The organism is Brassicibacter thermophilus (genome assembly GCF_055378355.1).
The window spans coordinates 2153296-2173208 of the sequence record NZ_AP042446.1; the positions used below are offsets into that span (position 1 = coordinate 2153296).

Below are 19913 nucleotides of genomic sequence, written 5' to 3' on the forward strand. Positions count from 1 at the left end.
TTTAACAAGGTTAAATCATAATACACCTCTAAAAAAATGCCCTTTAGTGATATTATGATTTTCCTTATAATAGGTTGTAAATTCTTTTGCTTTTTTATAATTAATTTTACCTTTTGCATAATTAAAATAAATATTTTGAAGTTCTCTTATACCATTTTTTTCTGTAGTAAAATCCATTCTTATCATGCTTATTCCACTACTATAAATATCTTCAAGATAGTCTAAAACAAATATAGGCTGATTATTATATATAGTAGTAATTCCTTTTTTTCTTACCAAATCAAATATCATACCTTTCCTATCCTTTAATGCAAAACCCTCTTTCAACTCACATTTTTCACAAAACTTATCATCTTCACACCCTTTAACAAGAGATAATGGGCAATATCTACTGACCATTAAAGGCAATTTGCCATATCCAATAACTTCAAACTCACCCATCGAATTACTGCATATCTCTCTAATTTGCGAAAGTTTTAATTCAGGCGACAAAGTCATACTTTCAACACCGTAGTTTTTAAGAAAATATGCTGAATATTTATTAAAGATATTTAAACCGATATCACAATGTATCTTAAGTCCTTCATATTTTTCAACAGCAAATTTAAGTGTCCCAAGATTTGAGACACTCATGCCTTCAATATTCTCAACTCCTATCTCATTTAAAACATTCTCAATGCTTTCAAATTCATTATTTGAAATAATTTTATCAGTCGCAAAATATACCTCTACCCCATTATCATGAGCTTTTTTTATACACTCTTGTATGTTCTGTGAAAAATTTAAATATACTCTATCAACTTTTTTCATGTCTAACTTATTAAATTGATAATGATTTTCTACCTTTATGCTCAATTTTCTTGCAAAGTCTTTCTTTACATTATCTTTTTGTAAAAATATTTGATTCATCTGACTCTTAATTATATTAGTATCAATTTTTTCCCTTCCCTTTATACTAATCCTTTTTTCTATTAAACTTTTAACCACTCTTCTCCTTACATCATTTAAAACAGAAATAGAAACCATAGAACCCTCTTGTAAGTCGATGTCTATTTTTTCTAAAAAATAAGGAGTATTACCTAATTTGTTCATTTGCTTTATTATCTTATCTTTAGTTAACACGACATTTAAACCTGCTTCAACTATTTCATCACTGCATATAGTTACTTGATTTTCATCATCATAAGCATGTATTTGAACTGGACTTCCTATCCTTATAAATACTTCTAAAGATAACCCTAATTTTATGTTTTTTCCTCTTGCCTGATATGAATTTTGAGCTTTTTCTAAAAGTTTAACATCAGAAGTTTTATATATCAATGCGTCTTTCCTAACACCCTTAATCTTTGGAAATCTAACGAGTGCATATTTATTTAAATTATTATCTGATGCAATATCATGTTCAACTAAATAACCAATATTTTGACCTGTGCCATTAATAAATTCAATACCATCTCCTTTATTTAAACTATATTCTAATAATGCATACATGCTATTTCCTTTAATTTTTTTAATTTTGCCTATATAAATTCCCCTATTATTTGGTTTATCAAATGATATAAGTTTTTTCCCAAAGTCACCAAACATGTACCCTTTTGTAAAATTTCGATTAAATATTTGAGCTATTTCTCTTCTATCTCGGTCACTTATTTTTAATTTATTGTTTTTTGCATTCATAATATCTAATGCTTTCTTATATTTAGAAACAACTATAGCTACATACTCAGGCCTTTTCATCCTTCCTTCTATCTTTAATGAGGAAATGCCTGCATCTACTATACTATCTAAGTAATCTATAGTATTTAAATCTTTAGGACTTAAAAGATATTTTTTTTCAAACCCTTTTATTGTTTGCCCATTATCTTTCATTATGATTGAATAAGGCATTCTACAAGGTTGTGCACATCTACCTCTATTACCACTTCTTCCTCCTATAATGCTGCTCATTAAACATTGTCCTGAATAACATATACATAGTGCACCATGTATAAACACTTCTAACTCTATTTCAGTCTTGTTTTTTATTTGCTTTATTTCATCCAAAGAAAGTTCTCTAGCAAGAACCACTCTTTTAAAGCCTAAGTCTTCTAAAAACTTAGCTCCATAATAATTATTTATGGTCATTTGAGTACTAGCATGAATTTCAAAATCTTTTAATAAAGAAGACGTTAGGCATGCCAATCCTAAATCTTGAACAATTATTGCATCTACATTAATATTATAAAGAAAAACAATGTATTCCATTGCCTTCTCGATTTCTTTGTCATCAAGCAACGTATTTACGGTAACATAAACTCTTACATTATTTAAATGAGCATATTTAATTACATCTTTAAGCTCATCATTACTAAAATTTGAGGCATACTGCCTAGCATTAAAAAGCTTTCCTCCTAAATATACTGCATCTGCACCATTTTCTACTGCTGCATAAAGGGCTTCTATACTACCAACTGGTGAAAGTAACTCAATTTTTTCCATTAGCTCTATTCATCCTCCTAAAAATTCAGCAAAATTGTAAAAGTGCCTATTCTCTTTATTAAATATCTTCTATTGTTTTTAGCGTTTCCTCAAGCTCTTTCTTAGTATTTATAAGTTCTAGCTGGTTTTCAAATAATTTGTCTTGAAGATCATTTATTATTTTTTGCGCGTTTTCTAGCTCTTTTTCTTTTAACTGCAATGCTTGTTCATATTGTTTTATTTTTGCATCCTTGCTCTCATTTAATTTTTTTATCTTATTTAAATCAAACTTGCATTTTTCGTATTCACTTTTAATTTCTTGAAAAGATTTTTTTAATTCTTCTAGTTCTTTTTTTGCTTTTTCATACTCTTTAAGCGGACCTACTATATCTGTTTTTAACTGTTCTAATTCCCTTGAACTTTTAAAATACTTATCTGCAATATTAAAAGCTGCTAGGATAGCAGCCATTGATTTACTTAATTTGTTATTTTTCTCAATTAGCTCTCCTATATTTTCATCAACATAATTTGCTATATTTTTTATATACTCTTCACTTTCATCACCAACAACAGTAAAATCTTGACCATTTATCTTAACTATAACCTTATTTTGCTTTGTCATAGCTATCCTCTCCTTAATATATTCCCTTTGTTAATATAATGTATTCTTCTAATCTCATCTATTTCCTGCATAAAATATTGGAAAGTTAATAATTCATAGTCAAATATTTATTTTATTTCTCTAATTTAGCTAAAAAAAGCTAAATGAGTAATACTCACTTAGCTCCTTAATACTGCATTAAATTTATCTTTTAGTTTAGATATAATCTTATCATGAACTTTTGAAACTTCATCATCAGTTAAAGTTTTTTCCATCGAACGATATGAAATTGAAAAAGCTACACTTTTTTTGCCTTTAGGTATCTGTTTGCCAACATATACATCAAATAAATCAACTTTATCCACTAATCCATTACCATTCTCCCAAATTATTTTTTCCAAATCACCAACCAATATCTCATCATCAATCACTATAGCTAAATCTCTATCAATTGCAGGATATTTGGGTAGTGGTTTGTATTTTCTTTCAAAATTAGCAGCCAAAATTATTTCCTCAAAGTTTATTTCTGCTACATATACTCTTTGCTTAATTCCATAGTTCTTTAATACCTCTGGATGTACTTCTCCAACTATACCTACTAAACGGTTAGATAAAATCACATTAGCACATCTTCCTGGATGAAATGTATTATGATTTATCTCCCTATAAAAGTCATAACTATTTATTCCCATTCTACTAAATAATTCTTCTAGTATACCCTTAATATCAAAAAAGTCAATTTCTCCATACATACCAATACAAAGAGTTTTATTCTCATATGGAAGTGTTTTTACAGGTATTTCTTTCGGTATAAATACGTTTCCTATTTCGAAAGCATAAGCCTTATCCACTCCATAATTAAAGTTCCTTGAAAGTACTTCAAGCATATTTGGAATAAGAGTTGTTCTCATAACACTGTAATCTTCCCCTAATGGATTAATAAGCTTGACATATTTTCTCTTTATGCTTTCTTCTGGCAATTTTATTTTATCATATGCCTTAGGACTAATAAATGAATATGTAGTCACTTCATTTAATCCTAAAGCTAATAATACACTCTTTGCTTTATCCTTAATAACTCTAGCAGTAGACTTTTCACCTCTTGTTAAGCTGCCTTTTAATGGCTGTGGTTCTATTTTTTCAAAATTATATATTCTTCCAATCTCTTCAATAATATCGGCCTCTAGTTCTAAATCTCCTCTGTATGAAGGAATATTTATTTTAATCTTATCCCCATTTAATTCAGATTTTAATTCGAGGCTATTCAATATAGCTATCATTTTTTCTTTTTCAATATCAATTCCTAATAACTGCTTTACTCTTTCAATCCTCAATTCAACTACTTTTTCTACTGTCTTATCATAATATTTATCTACATAACCTTTAACAACTGTACCAGCTCCAACTTCTTCTATAAGCTGACAAACTCTATTGCAAGCTATTTCAGCAATATTAGGGTCGAGATTCTTTTCAAATCTAGAAGATGCCTCAGTTCTAAGACCAACTCTTTTAGAAGTTAATCTCACACTACGTCCATCAAAATTTGCGGATTCTACAAGTATAACACTTGTATCATTAGTTATTTCTGATTCCAACCCTCCCATAACACCTGCAATACCTATAGGTTTGTTACTGTCAGCTATTACTAAATCATTATCGCTTAATTGCCTTTTGACACCATCAAGTGTAGTTATATCCTCTCCTGTCTTTGCTCTTCTAACAATAATAATTTTATCATCAACCTTATCTAAATCAAAAGCATGAAGAGGTTGCCCATATTCAAGCATTACATAATTAGTTATATCCACAATATTGTTAATAGGCCTTACTCCTGCTTCAATTAACCTCATTTGAAGCCACAATGGTGAAGGTTTGATCTTGATATCCTTTACTACTTTTGCATAATACCTCTTACATAAATCCTTATCTATTACTTCAACGCCATTCAAATACTGAAGTATGTCATCTTCTTGACTTTTAATTTCAACTTTTGGATATTTCAATTTTTTATTTAATGTAGCAGCAGTTTCCCTAGCCATTCCAATCATACTTAAACAATCTGGCCTATTTGGAGTTATTTCAAACTCTATTACTTCACCACACAATCCTAAAATATCCCTAATATCTTGTCCTAATGGATATTCTTTATCTAATATAAAAATACCATCCTTAGCTTCCTTAGGTATAACATTATCCGGTATCCCTAGCTCTTTTGCAGAGCAAAGCATCCCTAATGATTCTTCTCCTCTGAGTTTCCCCTTCTTTATCTTAATACCACCAGGCAACCTAGCCCCTATAAGTGCTACTGGTACATAATCTCCAATTTTTATATTTGAAGCTCCTGTTACGATTTGTAACATTTCTTCTCCAACATCAACTGTAGTAATAACTAGCTTATCAGCATTAGGATGTTTTACAATATTAGTTATTTTACCTACAACAACTTTTTTTATCCCTTTATCCATTTTATAAATTGAATCAACATGTGACCCAGACATAGTAAGTTTATCTGCTAATTCCCTTGAATCAATATCAATATCTACATATTCTTTTAACCACTTAACTGGCACTAGCATAATATTCCTCCTTTATCAAAACTGATTTAAAAATCTCATATCATTTTCAAATAATAATCTTATATTATCAATTCCATATTTAACCATAGCGATTCTATCCACTCCTAATCCAAAAGCAAAACCACTATAAACCTCTGGATCAATACCACAGTTTTCTAATACTTTAGGATGAACCATTCCACATCCTAATAGTTCCATGCTCCAACCAGTATCATGGCACACTTCACATCCTTTACCCATACAATTAGGACAGGAAACATCAACTTCTGCACTTGGTTCAGTAAATGGAAAATAATGTGGTCTAAACCTAGTTTTCATTTGACTACCAAATAAATTTTTAACAAAAGTATCAATTGTATGCTTAAGATTAGCCATTGAAATATTTTTATCTACTACAAGTCCCTCTAGTTGATGGAACATTGGAGAATGTGTATCATCTACATCATCAAATCTAAATGTCCTACCAGCAGATACAATTCTCAAAGGAGGTTTGTTTTGCTTCATTACCCTAATTTGAACAGGAGAAGTATGTGTTCTTAACAAGATACTTTCAGTTATATAAAATGTATCTGATAAATCCCTAGAAGGATGGTTTTCAGGAGAATTTAATGCGTCAAAATTATTTTCAACAGTTTCTATTTCTGGCCCTTCTACTACTGAAAATCCCATGCTTAAAAATAAATTTTCTAATTCCTCCATAACTGATATAAGTGGATGACTATGACCTAAAATCTTACGTTTTCCAGGAATAGAAATATCAATTTTTTCACTTTCTAACTTCTTTTCTAACATCTTTTCTTGAAGCTTTCCTTTTACATTTTCTAGTTCTTTTTCTATTGTTTCTCTTACCTCATTAGCTATTTTCCCAATAATTGGCCTTTCTTCTTTTGCCACACTCCCCATTCCTCTTAAAACCTCTGTTAATTCTCCTTTCTTTCCTAAAACTCTTACTCTTAGCTGATCTAATTCTTCTAAAGTAGAAACCTTGTTAATCTCTATTAATGTTTTTTCTTTTATTTTTCTTAACTTTTCTTTCATGTTAAATACACTCCTTTCTCTATAGTTATAGTATAAGATTTCAGCACTTTAATCGTTATAACTACACAAACTCTTCATCTATCTAAATCTTGCATATACAAAAATAACTAATATGTATACTATAGCTATAAATACTGAATTCTTTAAGATATCTATGGTTTTCTTTTTGTTAGTTTTTTTTAATTTATTTACTAGTAAATTTAAGCAAAAATATGCTAAAAAAAACACGATAAAGCTAACCAAATATTCCAAATATCCAACCTCCTTATAAATGTGCATAAAAAAAAGACTTCCTAAAAGGGACGAAAGTCTTCCGCGGTACCACCCTTATAACTAAACATAATAATTATCGTTTAGTCACTTAATTATAATAACGGCTCACACCGGCTAAGGCCTACTATATTTTCAGCCTTGCAGTTTAGAAGTGAACTTCAGTATCTTCCACCTAGAAATACTCTCAGCCAATGGTATTTCCTCTCTTTAGGTTTTCAACACTTACTCTCTTCCTCATTACCTTTATATATATAAATATTATAGAATAATAACTGTATTAAAAATAAAACTCATACTTTAATTAATCAAAAAACTTCTATAAGCCAAATATGCATTTGCAGATCCTGTCAATTCAAAAACTCTCCAAAAGAAATCAGCATTTATCATAGACATATTCTCCTTAAAGTTATTTTATTAAATTATAGCATGTTATAAATATAATTACAAGGAATATGTAAACCATAATAAACTTCTATATCATATTGAATTATTTCTTTGCCTTAACGCTTCATACATTACTATAGAAGATGCTACCGCTGCATTAAAAGATTCAGCCTTCCCTTCCATGGGTATTTTTACTATTGTATCAGATATGTTTAATATTTCAGGAGAAATACCAGATGACTCATTGCCTATAACCAATGCAAAATCTTCAGTAAAATTAGCTTGATATGAAAGCATATCTGCATTAATAGAAGTTGACATAATATTTATATTTCTTTTCTTAAGTTCTTTAACTAATTTCTTTATATCATCATTATAATAAATAATAGGAATGTGGAATATTGAACCCATTGTTGCCCTAATTGTTTTTAAATTATATAAATCCACACATCCTTCAGTAAAAATAACACCATTTGAACCTAAAGCGTCAGCAGACCTAATTATCGTTCCTACATTGCCAGGGTCCTGCAATCTATCTAAAATCACTAAAAAATTTTTTTCTTCCTTTAATGCTGTTTCTAATGTACAATTAAGAAAATTAACCACTGCTAATATACCTTGTGGCGTTTGAGTATCAGAAATACTTTTCATTAATTTATCTGAAATATGATATGTTTTATACTTTTTGCTATTTAAATAACTAGAAAAAAAGTCTTCTCCTTCTTTACAATTAAATAATGAATCAGAAAAAACTATATATTCAATTTCACCATTATACTCTATAGCTTCTTTAAGGAGTTTTATACCTTCAATAATAAAAATCTTCTTTTTCCATCTCTGTCTTTTTTTGTGTAGTGACTTGATGGTTTTAATTATTATATTGTCTTCACTTGTAATTATATTGGTCATTTGTACACCTCACTTACTCATACGCTCTAACTTATTTAGATCTTTATTACTCCCTACAACAATCAAAACATCATCTTTCAATATTATATCATCAGCATATGGAGATATATTTACTTCTTTATCTCGTTTTATAGCCATAACATTAATTCCATATCTTATAGGAAGTCTGAGTTCTTTAAGAGTTTTATTCTCCCATTCTTGAAATGCTGCAATCTCTACAATACTATAATCAGGTGCAAGTTCAATATAATCCAATATACTAGAAGAAACTAAGTTATGTGCAACTCTTACTCCCATATCTCTTTCAGGAAAAACTACCCTATCTGCGCCAATTTTATATAAAACCTTACCATGAAGTTCATTTTGTGCTTTAGCAATAACAGTTTTTACCCCCAATTCTTTCGCAATTAAAGTAGCCATTATTGATGCTTGAATATCTGATCCTATACTTACTACTACTACATCGAAATTTCTTATTCCTAAAGCTTTTAATGTACTTTCATCTATAACATCAGCTTGAACTGCATGTGTAACAGAATCTGATATCTCTTGTATTTTTTCCTCATCTTGATCTATAGCTAAGACATCATAACCAAGGCTATATAAACTTTTAGCTACACTTGAACCAAATCTTCCGCACCCTATAACAGCAAACTGTTTCATAAAATATACCCCCTATCCAACTAATATTTTTTCCTCAGGATATCTATAAATGCCCTTATTATCCTTCTGTTTTTTTGCAAAAGCAAAAGCCATTGTTAATGGTCCAACTCTTCCTGCAAACATAGTAATTGTTATCAGTAATCTTCCAATTACAGATAAGTTAGGAGTTAACCCTCTACTAAGCCCAACAGTGCCAAAAGCAGAAGTCACCTCAAATAATATGTCTAGAAATGATGCTTTTGCTTCAGTAATCGTAAGTAAAATTGTAATTGTCAATACTAAAGCCATTCCTATTCCTGTAACAGCAAGTGCCCTTAATATAATATCATTAGGTATTCTCCTTTTAAATATTTCAACGTCTTTTTTACCTTTTACGACAGAAAGTATCGCTAAAAATATTGCTCCAATAGTAGTAGTTTTAATTCCACCTGCAGTAGAACTTGGTGACCCTCCAATAAACATTAAAATTATAATAATAAAAGCTGTAGCACTTCTTATGGATGCAATATCTATTGTGTTAAAACCAGCAGTTCTTGGAATTACCGACTGAAAAAATGAAGCTATCAGTTTACCACCTAAAGATAAGTTTCCTAATGTTTTAGGATTTGTATACTCAACAACAAAAACAAAAACCAGCGCAAAAATTAATAATATCGATGTCATTAATAACACAATTTTCGAATGAAGAGAAAGTTTTTTTAAGCTTCTCTTTACCGATATATCCATATATACGGTATATCCTAACCCTCCAACTATAACCAACAACCCTACAGTAAAATTTATCAGAGGATCCGTAACAAACATAACTAAACTATTGCCAATTAAATCAAAACCGGCATTACAAAATGCAGAAATAGAATGAAAAATCGAAAACCATATTCCTGTTAATAGACCATATATTTTTATAAATCTAAAAGATAAAAATACTGCACCTATTCCTTCAAAAATAAAAGTTGATATAATTATGTATTTGGTAAGCTTCACTAGACCAGATAAACTAAACTGATTTAATTCCTCTTGCATTATCAATCTATCTTTAAGAGTAATTTTCTTGCCAAGAAACAAAGCTACTAAAGTAGCCATGGTCATAAATCCTAATCCTCCAATTTGTATCAAAATTAATATTACTACTTTCCCAAAAATAGTCCAATGAGTAGCAGTGTTTACTACAACTAATCCAGTTACGCAAACAGCTGAAGCCGAAGTAAATAAAGCATCTACAAATCCAATACTTAGTCCATCAGTCGACGCAAATGGTAGATTAAGTAGAGTTGCTCCTATTAAAATTAATGCCGCAAAACCTAATACTAAAACTTGTGCAGGGTTCATTTTCAGTTCATTAATTTTGTTTACAATATCTATAGTTATCATCCCCTATTAAAATTTAATGAGTATGTAATAAAATATTATTATTATTATAACATTTAATAGTGCCCTTTAAAAGTTAATACCTAATATTTTACTTTTTATCTTCAATATGCATATTGTGCATAGATAAACAATTTCTTCGCTTAATAATAAATAAAAGTTCCTAAAAAGGAACTTTTGTTTAAGCGTTCTTTGCAATTTCAACTAATTGTGAAAAACCATTAGGGTCATGTACAGCCATTTCTGAAAGCATTTTTCTATTGATTTCAATATTTGCTTTTTTCAATCCATTAATAAATGTACTATAAGACATGCCATTCATTCTTGCATCTGCATTAATTCTTGTTATCCATAATCTTCTAAAATCTCTTTTTCTTAGTTTACGTCCTACATACGCATAGCTAAGTGATTTCATTACAGCTTGGTTTGCTGGTCTATATAATTTACTTTTTGCACCATAATATCCTTTTGCTAACTTTAAAATCTTCTTATGTTTTTTCTTTGCATTTAATGCTTTTTTTACCCTAGCCATTTTTTCTACCTCCTTTGCTTTCAGTATAAACTAGTATGGTAATACTTTGTGCATTCTTTTTGAATCATGTCCACTTACTAATGTTGATTTTCGTAAATTTCTAACTCTCTTAGATGATTTCTTACCAGTTTTATGGCTCTTATAAGCCTTATATCTCTTTATTTTACCAGTTCCAGTTTTAGTTAATCTCTTTGCTGCACCTCTATGGGTTTTCATTTTTGGCATATACCTTTCCTCCTTTCAAAATATGTCATTGTTTAGGGATTAAAAACATAACCATGTTTCTTCCTTCAAGCTTAGGCTTTTTATCCACAATTCCAAATTCAGAAGTTAATTCAACAAATTTTTTTAATACTTCTTCACCTAGTTCAGTGTGTCCAAGTTCTCTTCCTCTAAATCTCACTGTAACTTTAACTTTGTCTCCATTCTGTAAAAATTTTATAGCCTTTTTAGCTTTAACATTTAAGTCATGATCTTCAATACTTGGTGTCAATCTAATTTCCTTTATGTTTATAATTTTTTGATTCTTTCTTGCTTCTTTTTCTTTTTTTGCCAATTCATATTTATACTTACCATAATCCATTATTCTGCAAACTGGCGGTTTAGCGTTAGGGGCTACTTTAACTAAATCAAGCTTTTTCTCATAAGCAATTTCAATTGCTTTGAAATTAGACATTATGCCAAGTTGGTTTCCTTTTTCATCAATAAGCCTAACTTCTTTGTCCCTAATTTCTTCATTTACTTGAAGCTCTTTAATATTACTCCACCTCCTGGATAATTATTAAATCTATAATAAAAAAACGAATAGAATATTTCTATCCGCTTCATTTAAAATAAAGGCATAATAACAATAAATATCAAAATACCCCATACTTTTTATTAACCTTATTAGCAATTTCTATAAACGCCATAAGGTGAGAAGCGGACACTTCTACTTTATTTTATACATAAAACATTTCCAGTACATTATATGTTAATGTTTACATCTTGTCAACTAAAAATATTAAAATATTTTTTCTACATTTTAATTTGTTTGCTTTATATTACCTTTTTTATTATCTTATCACTTTAAATATAAAATCACATACTTGGTTAAAATATATTTACAGAAATAGACCAATTCATATATATCTATTTTAACTGATAGGAGTGAAATAATATTGAAAAAGAAATTAATTTTAACAATATTAATTATTTGTATAATAATTTCATCAATTATAATATATGGTAAATACATATCAAGTATAAGATTTATTAATATAAGTAACACTAATGTATTAATAATAATAGCCTTCACTATGGCTTTTCTAATATATTATATAAAATTAAATTCTAATGCTCAATTAGTCACTGCCTCAATAAATACTGAAAAAACCAATGGAGAAAGCCAAAATAACAGCAACAAACCTAATGTATCCTTTAAAGATGTGGCTGGACTTGAAGAAATAAAAGAAGAGTTGCAAGAAACTATAGATTTTATCAATAATTCTGAAAAATATATTAAAATGGGAGCAACAATTCCTAAAGGTATTTTGTTTTACGGTCCTCCTGGAACAGGCAAAACTTTGCTTGCTAAAGCTGTTGCAGGAGAAACAAATTCAACCTTTCTTTATGCTAGTGGTTCTGAATTTGTAGAGAAATATGTAGGTGTTGGCGCAAAAAGAATAAGGACTCTTTTTGAAAAAGCAAAAAAAGATGCCCCTTGTATAATATTTATTGATGAGATAGATGCAATAGGTTCTAAAAGAAATCTTGATAATAACAATGAAAAAGACCAAACTCTAAATCAACTTCTCGTTGAAATGGACGGTTTTAATAAAAACAATACTATTGTAGTCATAGGAGCAACAAACAGATTAGATTTACTAGACGAAGCTCTACTTAGACCAGGAAGATTTGATAGACATATGTATGTAGGAAATCCTAATGTAAAAGCAAGAGAAAAAATCTTTAAAGTTCATACTTGTAATAAACCTCTAGATGAAAGTATAGATATAAAAGAATTAGCACAAAAAACTCATGGTTTGTCTGGAGCTGAATTGGCAAATATAGCTAATGAAGCAGCTATAATCGCAGTAAGAAAGAACAAGAAAAAAATAAATATTGAAGATTTCAACGCAGCAATTGAACGTGTAGTTGCAGGACTAGAAATAAAACACCCTTCTGTTTTATTAAAAGAAAAAAAAATAGTATCTAATCATGAAGCAGGTCATGCAATAGTTGGTAAAATACTTAAAACAGATATGATTCAAAAAATATCTATAGTCCCCAGAGGTCAAGCTTTAGGATATGTGCTAAAGTTCCCTGAAGAAGATAGATATTTATTATCAAAAAATGAGTTATTAAATAAAATAACCGTATTGCTTGCAGGAAGAGCAGCAGAGCAAATAGTATTTAATGAAATAACTACTGGTGCAAAAGATGACCTGAAAAAAGCTACTAAAATTGCTTTAGAGATGGTATGTGATTATGGAATGAGTTCTTTCGGAAATGTAGCAATAGATGAAAAATATTTACACTACAACTTTAACATTATAGAAAATGAAGTGAAAAAAATAACCAACCAATGCTTTAATAGGGCAATTCAAATAATTGAAAACAATAAGATTATATTATCTGATGTATCTAATTTCTTAATGGAAAATGAAACTATGGATGGAGAACAGCTTGATGAAATATTTAGGAAATATGAAAAATTAGAAAACTATGCTATATAGTCTTTTATATTCAGGTGGGATTCTACCCACCTGAATATAATGTATATTTACTTTTTCTTTTCAATTTCTTCTAGCAATTTATTTAAAAACTCATCAATATCAATTGAGCCTATATTTCCTTTATCTCTTGACCTTACTGAAACAGTATTGCTTTCAACTTCTTTTTCACCAACTATAAGCATATAAGGTATTTTTTGAATTTGAGCTTCCCTTATCTTATACCCTATTTTTTCAGCCCTATCATCTACCTCAACTCTTATTCCTTTTTCTTTAAACTTATTTTCTAGTTCATAACAAAAACTATTGAATTTATCAGATATCGGTAAAATGCTAACTTGTACAGGTGCTATCCATGCTGGGAATTTTCCTGCATAGTGTTCAATCAAAATGCCCATAAATCTTTCAATGCTCCCAAAAATAGTCCTGTGAATCATAACTGGTCTATGTTTTTCATTATCTTTACCAATATATGTTAAATCAAACCTTTCAGGCATTTGAAAATCAAGTTGTATAGTTCCACATTGCCATGTCCTTCCTATAGCATCTTCAAGGTGAAAGTCTATCTTTGGTCCATAAAAAGCTCCATCACCTTCGTTAACAGTATATTCTATTCCTTTAGCTTTTAATGCTTCTGCAAGACTATTTGTTGCCATTTCCCATTGCTCATCTGTACCCATAGAATTTTCTGGTCTAGTAGATAATTCTACCTTATATTTAAAGCCAAATACTCCATAAATATAGTCAGCCAATTCCATAACATTTATCAATTCATCTTTAACTTGCTCAGGAAGCATAAATATATGAGCATCATCCTGCGTGAAATTTCTAACTCTCATTAATCCATGAAGTGTCCCAGATAGTTCATGCCTGTGAACAAGCCCCATTTCAGCAAGTTTAAGTGGAAAATCTCTATAGCTGTACATCTTTGTTTTATATACTAACATTGCACCTGGACAATTCATTGGTTTTATCGCATAATCTGATTCATCAATTTCAGTAAAATACATATTTTCTTTATAATGATCCCAATGTCCTGATCTATGCCACAATTCTTCATTTAAAATAATAGGAGTCCTAATCTCTCCATATCCATTTTTTATATGTTCTTTTCTCCAAAAATCTTCAAGTATATTTCTAATTATCATTCCTTTTGGATGGAAAAATGGGAATCCTGGTCCTTCTTCATGTATACTAAACAAATCCAACTCTTTTCCTAGCTTTCTGTGATCCCTTTTTTTAGCTTCTTCTAACCTATTTAAATACAATTCTAAGTCTTTGTTTTTTTCAAATGAAGTACCATATATTCTTTGAAGCATTTTATTTTTTTCATTACCTCTCCAATAAGCTCCCGCAATACTCAATAGCTTGATAGCTTTTACTTTCTTAGTACTTGGGAGATGAGGTCCTGCACATAAGTCAGTAAAATCTCCCTGTTTATAAAATGATATAACAGCATCTTTAGGTAAATCTTCAACTAATTCTACTTTATAAGGTTCACCTTTTTCCTTTAAAAACTTTATTGCTTCTTCTCTAGGAAGTTCAAACCTTTCAATCTTTAAATCTTCTTTAGCAATTTTTTTCATCTCATTTTCTAACTTTTCTAAATCTTCGGGGGTAAATCTGTGTTCTGTGTCAAAATCATAATAAAAACCATCTTCTATAGCTGGACCAATTGCAAGCTTTGTATCAGGAAATAATCTTTTTACAGCTTGTGCCAAAATGTGAGATGAAGTATGTCTAAATATTTCAGCACCTTCTTTATCTTGAAATTTTAATATACTAACTTCTGCATCTTCATCAATATGAAAATTTAAACCTACAATTTTATTATTTACTTTTCCGCCTACAGCTACTCTCGCTAATCCACTACTTATGTCTTGTGCTACATCAAAAACAGTAACACCTTTTTCGTATTCTCTTATTGAACCATCTGGTAATGTAATATTAATTTTTGACATAATCTTTCCTCCTTCCAATTTCTCACGTTCTGTTAACTTAAATGAAAATTGAAAGTCTCGAACTCCTTTAGGTATAATAGCAATAGACACAAAAACACTACTCCAAAGGAGGTCGAGACCTATGACTATTATACCAAAAATTAAGTGTCCTAGATGTAATTCTTCAAAACTTTATAAATTTGGCAAAGATCCTTATGGTTATCAAAAGTATCAATGCCGTGATTGTAGACGTCAATTTTCTACAAAGCCTAAATCTAATACTACACGCAATACCAAACATCCAAGATGTCCCAAGTGTGGCAAAGCATCTTTTATTCATCATAATTATAAACACTATACAAACTATAGATGCTCAGATAAAAAGTGTTACCATTCTTTCTTTATCGCTAAACCAACTACTATCGATAATCCCTCATCGTCTAACCTTTCCGGTAAAACTGATTTTAAAAGAATGAGGTTTCCTATGTTTGTTATTATTACTGCTCTTAACCTTTATTTTTTAAATAATTCTTCAACAAGGAAGATATCGCAGTTTCTATATATCACTTATAATATTAAGGTTTCCCATGTATCCATTGCATCCTGGGTTAAAAAGTTTGCACCTTTGTTTGACAGTATATCTAGTAAGCTTTCTTCAACCATTGACTTATCTTCTTCTGATGAGTGGCATGCTGATGAAACTGTTGTTAAAATTAATGGTAAAAAACATTATCTCTGGTTTATCATTGATTCTGAAACTCGCTTTATTATAAATTTTCATCTATCTCCTTACAGAAATTCTAACCAGGCCTTCAGCCTTTTTAAAAAAGCAAAGAAATTTGGCATTCCTAATACTATCGTTACTGATAGATATAGTGCTTATAAGGTGCCTGCTAAATCTATCTTTGCCGGTGCCAACCATATAAGAGTTGAATCTTTTGATGATGATATATCAAACAATATAATTGAATCTTTTAATAAGGAATTTAAAGCCTGGTATAAACCAAAGCGAGGTTTTAACTGTTTCGAAAGCGCTAATAACTTAATTGCAAACTTTGTATTCTTCTTTAATTATATACGGCCTCATTCTTCTTTGAGTAACCTTACTCCTGCCCAGGTAGCAGGTGCCAAATATAGCGATAGAGATCGCAGTAATTGGTTATTATCTGCATAATATTTACTTGTTAAGGGTTCTCTCTGCTTTGCCTTATTTCTTGGTTTATTTGCTATGCAATTTTTATTTTTACAGCCCTTAACCATTCCATAGCTATTTAAAATAAAGCTGTCAAGGGCGAGCTTTGCTCGTTTATCTTGACCCTTGACAGCTTTATTGTAATAGCTAAAATTCATATAGGGCTGTAAGGTCAAGATCCATTAAGAATTTTTCTATAAAATCATGCTATTTTTTCATTTTAAGTTAACAGTTCCATTTCTCATAATTAATTGATTTTGGCATTATTATAATTAAAAAGCTCTCGTTCCTAGATAAAATCTAGGGACGAGAGCTTATATTCTCGCGGTCCCACCCTAATTGATATAAAATCCTCTCAAATGATTATAACGTAATCAACGGAAATTTTTACCTCAAAATGAGTTTCAAACACAACTCAGGGGCAGTTTTCAATTAGTCATGTATAGGGAGGTTTTCAGCCTACGACATCCCTTCTCTGTGATACTGTTTCTAATTTACTCTTCCCATCATAGCTTTAGCTATATTTTTTTATAATTATAGATATAATATTCGTATTTGTCAAGGACTCTTAGGTATAAAAATCTATAATTTAAAAGTCATATACATAAAAAAACGCTCTAAAATAACATTACTATTATTCCTTGTATTATTCCAATAATAAAACCTAATACTCCACCTAATATTTCAATATGTTTAAGTTCTTTTTTAGCAACGGAAAGAACTAGTTCTTCCATTTTATATAATTCAAATGAATTTATTTTATCTTCAACGATCTTAGCCACACTAACTTCACTTGTAGTCTTATCAATAATTTTTTGTGCCAAATCCTTGATAGTTTTCTCACCTTCTGTATCAACTAACTCATTTATATAATCAAAAATCATATTTTTAATAGCTCTAGGTACAATAGATGGAATTTTTTGATCTATAATATAATTAATTTTCCTCTTAATAATGAATAATATATTAGACATACTTTCCTCAGTTATAATTTCATCTAATAAATCTCCTACTGATAGCAATTCACTTTCAACAACATTGCCAATACTTTTTGCAATTTCATCTTTTCTTTTAGGTATTAATCCTTGTAGCTTTACATTAATAAGTGGTATTTTTATAGGATTTAAAGGTCTAAATATTAATTTTATAGCTATAATATTAGTTATCCATCCTATCATTGCTCCAATTATTGCAAGTATCAATATCTTAACTATTATCATATTTACACCCCACTCTAATATGTGCTAACCAAATTATTATAGCACATATTAGAGTCATAAGAAACAAATATCTGTTTTTTAGCAACCTATTTTTCATTTTTTAAGGATAGTTTAACATTACAAAGTTTACAGCCCTCACAAATACTAACTCTATCAGTAAAAATACTATTTATTATTTTTATCATTTCATTAGTATTTTCATCAATATGTCGAATATGAAGTATTATTTTCTTAGGAGCCAGTGTAATTAAGCTACTAATAAGTAAATCATCATTAGTTATATCATCATTTATAAATTCGTCAGCAATCTCTTCTACAAAATCATCATTAATTTTAATATTGTTTTTATCATATATTCTGTATTCTTCTTTATCAATAACAATATTTACCATATCAATCTTTGATTCTTGAATCTCGACAAAATACTTTAATATTTTTATAAATTCCTCAAATTCTTTTTCTATTATAATATTTTCAATATTTCTATCTATTTCCTCCTTTATAGCATCAACAAAAAATTTCAATCTAAAATTAATAAAACCTTCTATAATAATTTCATTATTATTTTCTAAATATTCTATTATAGCTTTAAGTATTCTCGCTTTACGGCTTATTTTATATATTACACCATCTGTATAAATACATTCTTTTTCTTTTAAGCTATTGATAGTACTATTTTTAATTCTTTCCTTATCTTTGTAATCAAAATAATTACATTTAAAATTAATTAATCTAGTAATTAACTTTTCTTGATAAATATCTAAAATTATTTCAGAAATAGCATTTGCTATATAATTTTTAAATATATTATCAACATTACTATATTTTTTATTATTACTATTCTTCAATTCATATTTTAAAAAAACAGTATCTCCAACTTTTTTTATATCTTTATCAATTGCAATTTCTTTATTATCGAATAATTTTATATATTTATCAAATATGTCATTTGCAGTATCTAACTCATCGTTAATTCCAATATATAATGATTGCATTTATTTCACTCCCTTCAGTTGTAATAGTAGTATATGTTTTTAATAGTTACATATTCACTTTGACTATATTGTATTAATTGTATTTAAAGTAATAATTGAACCAATATCTTTTATTTTATTATTACTTAAAATAATTGGTATTTTATCATATTTTTTCAAAAATTCTATAATTTTTATATAATCAGGATGGCTCTTAAAAGAGCCAGAAAATAAAATACTATCTTTGTCCAAATTGCCTGTTGCACCACCGATAAATCCATAATTTAACCCAGGCAATTCTATAAATCCTTCTGTTATATGCAACACATCTATATCATGTTTGACACATTCTTTATATATAGAAGGATCAGAGGTAATTATAGCCCTCTCATTAACGATAGCTATTGAACACTTTGTATATCCTTGATTTACATTAATAAATTCAAAATTCATTTTTCTATAATAATATTTTAATTTTTCATCTGTGTACTTGAAATTATGAATAACATATCTACCAACTCTTGCTACATTATATGCAATGTTATCTGGATAGTTTCTTTTAAGTCTTTTCTCTCCTTGTATTACTTTTATACCCATTTTATAAAATCTGTCTTTATAATAATCGTAAACATTTGGAGCAACAACAACCGTTTTTGAATCAATAGGGTGAATAACTATATCTGGATGATATGAAATAGCGTCGTATAGCTCGGAGCATTTAATAGTTTTTATTATATTTAGACAATATTTCTTGAGATTATTTATCGTTTCATCATCTACTCTACCATCTACAATAGCTACATCTGATATCCTTTTTATTTCTGTAGATTTTAACAAATCCATTATAATCACTCCTTCTTTTATTAATAATATATTATCACCCAACATGAAGCAAAAATAAATAACCTCACAAACAAAAGTTGCAAGGTTATTTATAGACCATATATTTCTTAGTTTTTCAAAAAAACAAAAAATCTTCCATTAAGGAAGATATAGTGGAGGCGGCACCCAGATTCGAACTGAGGATAAAGGATTTGCAGTCCTCTGCCTTACCACTTGGCCATGCCGCCAT

General features: G+C 29.1%; 17 protein-coding genes, 1 tRNA gene and 2 other annotated features. Of the genes, 2 read left to right on the forward strand and 16 right to left on the reverse strand.

What is annotated here, in order from left to right:
- Positions 1-15: 15 nt before the first annotated feature.
- From ACZ41D_RS10375 to infC, 11 genes are all read right to left on the reverse strand, one after another.
- Positions 16-2478, reverse strand: coding sequence for a U32 family peptidase (locus ACZ41D_RS10375; protein ID WP_464151341.1), 2463 nt, complete (start codon positions 2476-2478; stop codon positions 16-18).
- 58 nt (positions 2479-2536) lie between these two features.
- Entirely contained in the window at positions 2537-3079 is a 543-nt protein-coding gene (locus ACZ41D_RS10380) for a cell division protein ZapA (RefSeq protein WP_464151342.1), read from the reverse strand.
- 158 nt (positions 3080-3237) lie between these two features.
- Complete coding sequence (pheT, locus tag ACZ41D_RS10385) at positions 3238-5634, reverse strand: phenylalanine--tRNA ligase subunit beta (protein WP_464151343.1); 2397 nt, start codon at positions 5632-5634, stop codon at positions 3238-3240.
- Positions 5635-5649: 15 nt separating this feature from the next.
- Positions 5650-6672 (reverse strand): phenylalanine--tRNA ligase subunit alpha, encoded by a 1023-nt coding sequence (gene pheS / locus ACZ41D_RS10390; protein WP_464151344.1) that lies wholly within the window; start codon positions 6670-6672, stop codon positions 5650-5652.
- A gap of 78 nt (positions 6673-6750) precedes the next feature.
- Entirely contained in the window at positions 6751-6924 is a 174-nt protein-coding gene (locus tag ACZ41D_RS10395; protein WP_464151345.1) for a hypothetical protein, read from the reverse strand.
- Positions 6925-6967: 43 nt separating this feature from the next.
- Positions 6968-7192, reverse strand: a binding site (T-box leader).
- 230 nt (positions 7193-7422) lie between these two features.
- Complete coding sequence (locus tag ACZ41D_RS10400; RefSeq protein WP_464151346.1) at positions 7423-8238, reverse strand: TrmH family RNA methyltransferase; 816 nt, start codon at positions 8236-8238, stop codon at positions 7423-7425.
- Positions 8239-8247: 9 nt separating this feature from the next.
- Positions 8248-8901 carry a potassium channel family protein gene (locus ACZ41D_RS10405; RefSeq protein ID WP_464151347.1) on the reverse strand — a complete coding sequence of 218 codons (654 nt, stop codon included), beginning with the start codon at positions 8899-8901 and terminating at the stop codon, positions 8248-8250.
- 12 nt (positions 8902-8913) lie between these two features.
- Complete coding sequence (locus ACZ41D_RS10410; protein ID WP_464151348.1) at positions 8914-10272, reverse strand: TrkH family potassium uptake protein; 1359 nt, start codon at positions 10270-10272, stop codon at positions 8914-8916.
- Between the two features lie 178 nt (positions 10273-10450).
- Positions 10451-10801 carry a 50S ribosomal protein L20 gene (rplT, locus tag ACZ41D_RS10415; protein ID WP_464151349.1) on the reverse strand — a complete coding sequence of 117 codons (351 nt, stop codon included), beginning with the start codon at positions 10799-10801 and terminating at the stop codon, positions 10451-10453.
- A gap of 30 nt (positions 10802-10831) precedes the next feature.
- The gene (rpmI, locus tag ACZ41D_RS10420) at positions 10832-11026 is read right to left on the reverse strand and encodes a 50S ribosomal protein L35 (protein ID WP_464151350.1); all 195 of its coding nucleotides are present in this window, start codon (positions 11024-11026) and stop codon (positions 10832-10834) included.
- Positions 11027-11051: 25 nt separating this feature from the next.
- Positions 11052-11558: a translation initiation factor IF-3 gene (infC, locus tag ACZ41D_RS10425; protein WP_464153137.1), complete on the reverse strand. Its 507-nt coding sequence runs from the start codon at positions 11556-11558 to the stop codon at positions 11052-11054.
- Between the two features lie 403 nt (positions 11559-11961).
- On the opposite strand from infC, the gene ACZ41D_RS10430 reads away from it, so the two are divergent.
- Positions 11962-13518, forward strand: coding sequence for an ATP-dependent metallopeptidase FtsH/Yme1/Tma family protein (locus ACZ41D_RS10430; protein WP_464151351.1), 1557 nt, complete (start codon positions 11962-11964; stop codon positions 13516-13518).
- Positions 13519-13565: 47 nt separating this feature from the next.
- Here ACZ41D_RS10430 and thrS read toward each other — a convergent pair whose 3' ends face one another.
- A complete protein-coding gene (gene thrS / locus ACZ41D_RS10435; RefSeq protein WP_464153138.1) occupies positions 13566-15476 on the reverse strand; it encodes a threonine--tRNA ligase in 1911 nt (636 codons plus the stop codon).
- Between the two features lie 121 nt (positions 15477-15597).
- Here thrS and ACZ41D_RS10440 point away from each other — a divergent pair, with 121 nt between their 5' ends.
- Positions 15598-16629: an IS6 family transposase gene (locus tag ACZ41D_RS10440; RefSeq protein WP_464150957.1), complete on the forward strand. Its 1032-nt coding sequence runs from the start codon at positions 15598-15600 to the stop codon at positions 16627-16629.
- Positions 16630-16946: 317 nt separating this feature from the next.
- Positions 16947-17166 (reverse strand) — a binding site (T-box leader).
- Positions 17167-17264: 98 nt separating this feature from the next.
- Here ACZ41D_RS10440 and ACZ41D_RS10445 read toward each other — a convergent pair.
- The 4 genes from ACZ41D_RS10445 to ACZ41D_RS10460 form a co-directional block, all read right to left on the reverse strand.
- Positions 17265-17867 carry a DUF445 domain-containing protein gene (locus ACZ41D_RS10445; protein ID WP_464151353.1) on the reverse strand — a complete coding sequence of 201 codons (603 nt, stop codon included), beginning with the start codon at positions 17865-17867 and terminating at the stop codon, positions 17265-17267.
- A gap of 86 nt (positions 17868-17953) precedes the next feature.
- Positions 17954-18862: a sporulation protein YtxC gene (ytxC, locus tag ACZ41D_RS10450; protein WP_464151354.1), complete on the reverse strand. Its 909-nt coding sequence runs from the start codon at positions 18860-18862 to the stop codon at positions 17954-17956.
- 63 nt (positions 18863-18925) lie between these two features.
- Positions 18926-19684, reverse strand: coding sequence for a DUF6873 family GME fold protein (locus tag ACZ41D_RS10455; RefSeq protein WP_464151355.1), 759 nt, complete (start codon positions 19682-19684; stop codon positions 18926-18928).
- 153 nt (positions 19685-19837) lie between these two features.
- A tRNA-Cys gene (locus tag ACZ41D_RS10460) sits at positions 19838-19911 on the reverse strand.
- Between the last annotated feature and the right edge of the window lie 2 nt (positions 19912-19913).

Coding starts and splice junctions, on each gene's coding strand:
- ACZ41D_RS10405 (WP_464151347.1), bottom strand. CDS start 8,901: ATGAAACAGTTTGCTGTTATAGGGTGCGGAAGATTTGGTTCAAGTGTA.
- ACZ41D_RS10455 (WP_464151355.1), bottom strand. CDS start 19,684: ATGGATTTGTTAAAATCTACAGAAATAAAAAGGATATCAGATGTAGCT.
- ytxC (WP_464151354.1), bottom strand. CDS start 18,862: ATGCAATCATTATATATTGGAATTAACGATGAGTTAGATACTGCAAAT.
- ACZ41D_RS10410 (WP_464151348.1), bottom strand. CDS start 10,272: ATGATAACTATAGATATTGTAAACAAAATTAATGAACTGAAAATGAAC.
- ACZ41D_RS10375 (WP_464151341.1), bottom strand. CDS start 2,478: ATGGAAAAAATTGAGTTACTTTCACCAGTTGGTAGTATAGAAGCCCTT.
- ACZ41D_RS10445 (WP_464151353.1), bottom strand. CDS start 17,867: ATGATAATAGTTAAGATATTGATACTTGCAATAATTGGAGCAATGATA.
- pheS (WP_464151344.1), bottom strand. CDS start 6,672: ATGAAAGAAAAGTTAAGAAAAATAAAAGAAAAAACATTAATAGAGATT.
- ACZ41D_RS10440 (WP_464150957.1), top strand. CDS start 15,598: ATGACTATTATACCAAAAATTAAGTGTCCTAGATGTAATTCTTCAAAA.
- rplT (WP_464151349.1), bottom strand. CDS start 10,801: ATGGCTAGGGTAAAAAAAGCATTAAATGCAAAGAAAAAACATAAGAAG.
- thrS (WP_464153138.1), bottom strand. CDS start 15,476: ATGTCAAAAATTAATATTACATTACCAGATGGTTCAATAAGAGAATAC.
- ACZ41D_RS10380 (WP_464151342.1), bottom strand. CDS start 3,079: ATGACAAAGCAAAATAAGGTTATAGTTAAGATAAATGGTCAAGATTTT.
- pheT (WP_464151343.1), bottom strand. CDS start 5,634: ATGCTAGTGCCAGTTAAGTGGTTAAAAGAATATGTAGATATTGATATT.
- ACZ41D_RS10400 (WP_464151346.1), bottom strand. CDS start 8,238: ATGACCAATATAATTACAAGTGAAGACAATATAATAATTAAAACCATC.
- rpmI (WP_464151350.1), bottom strand. CDS start 11,026: ATGCCAAAAATGAAAACCCATAGAGGTGCAGCAAAGAGATTAACTAAA.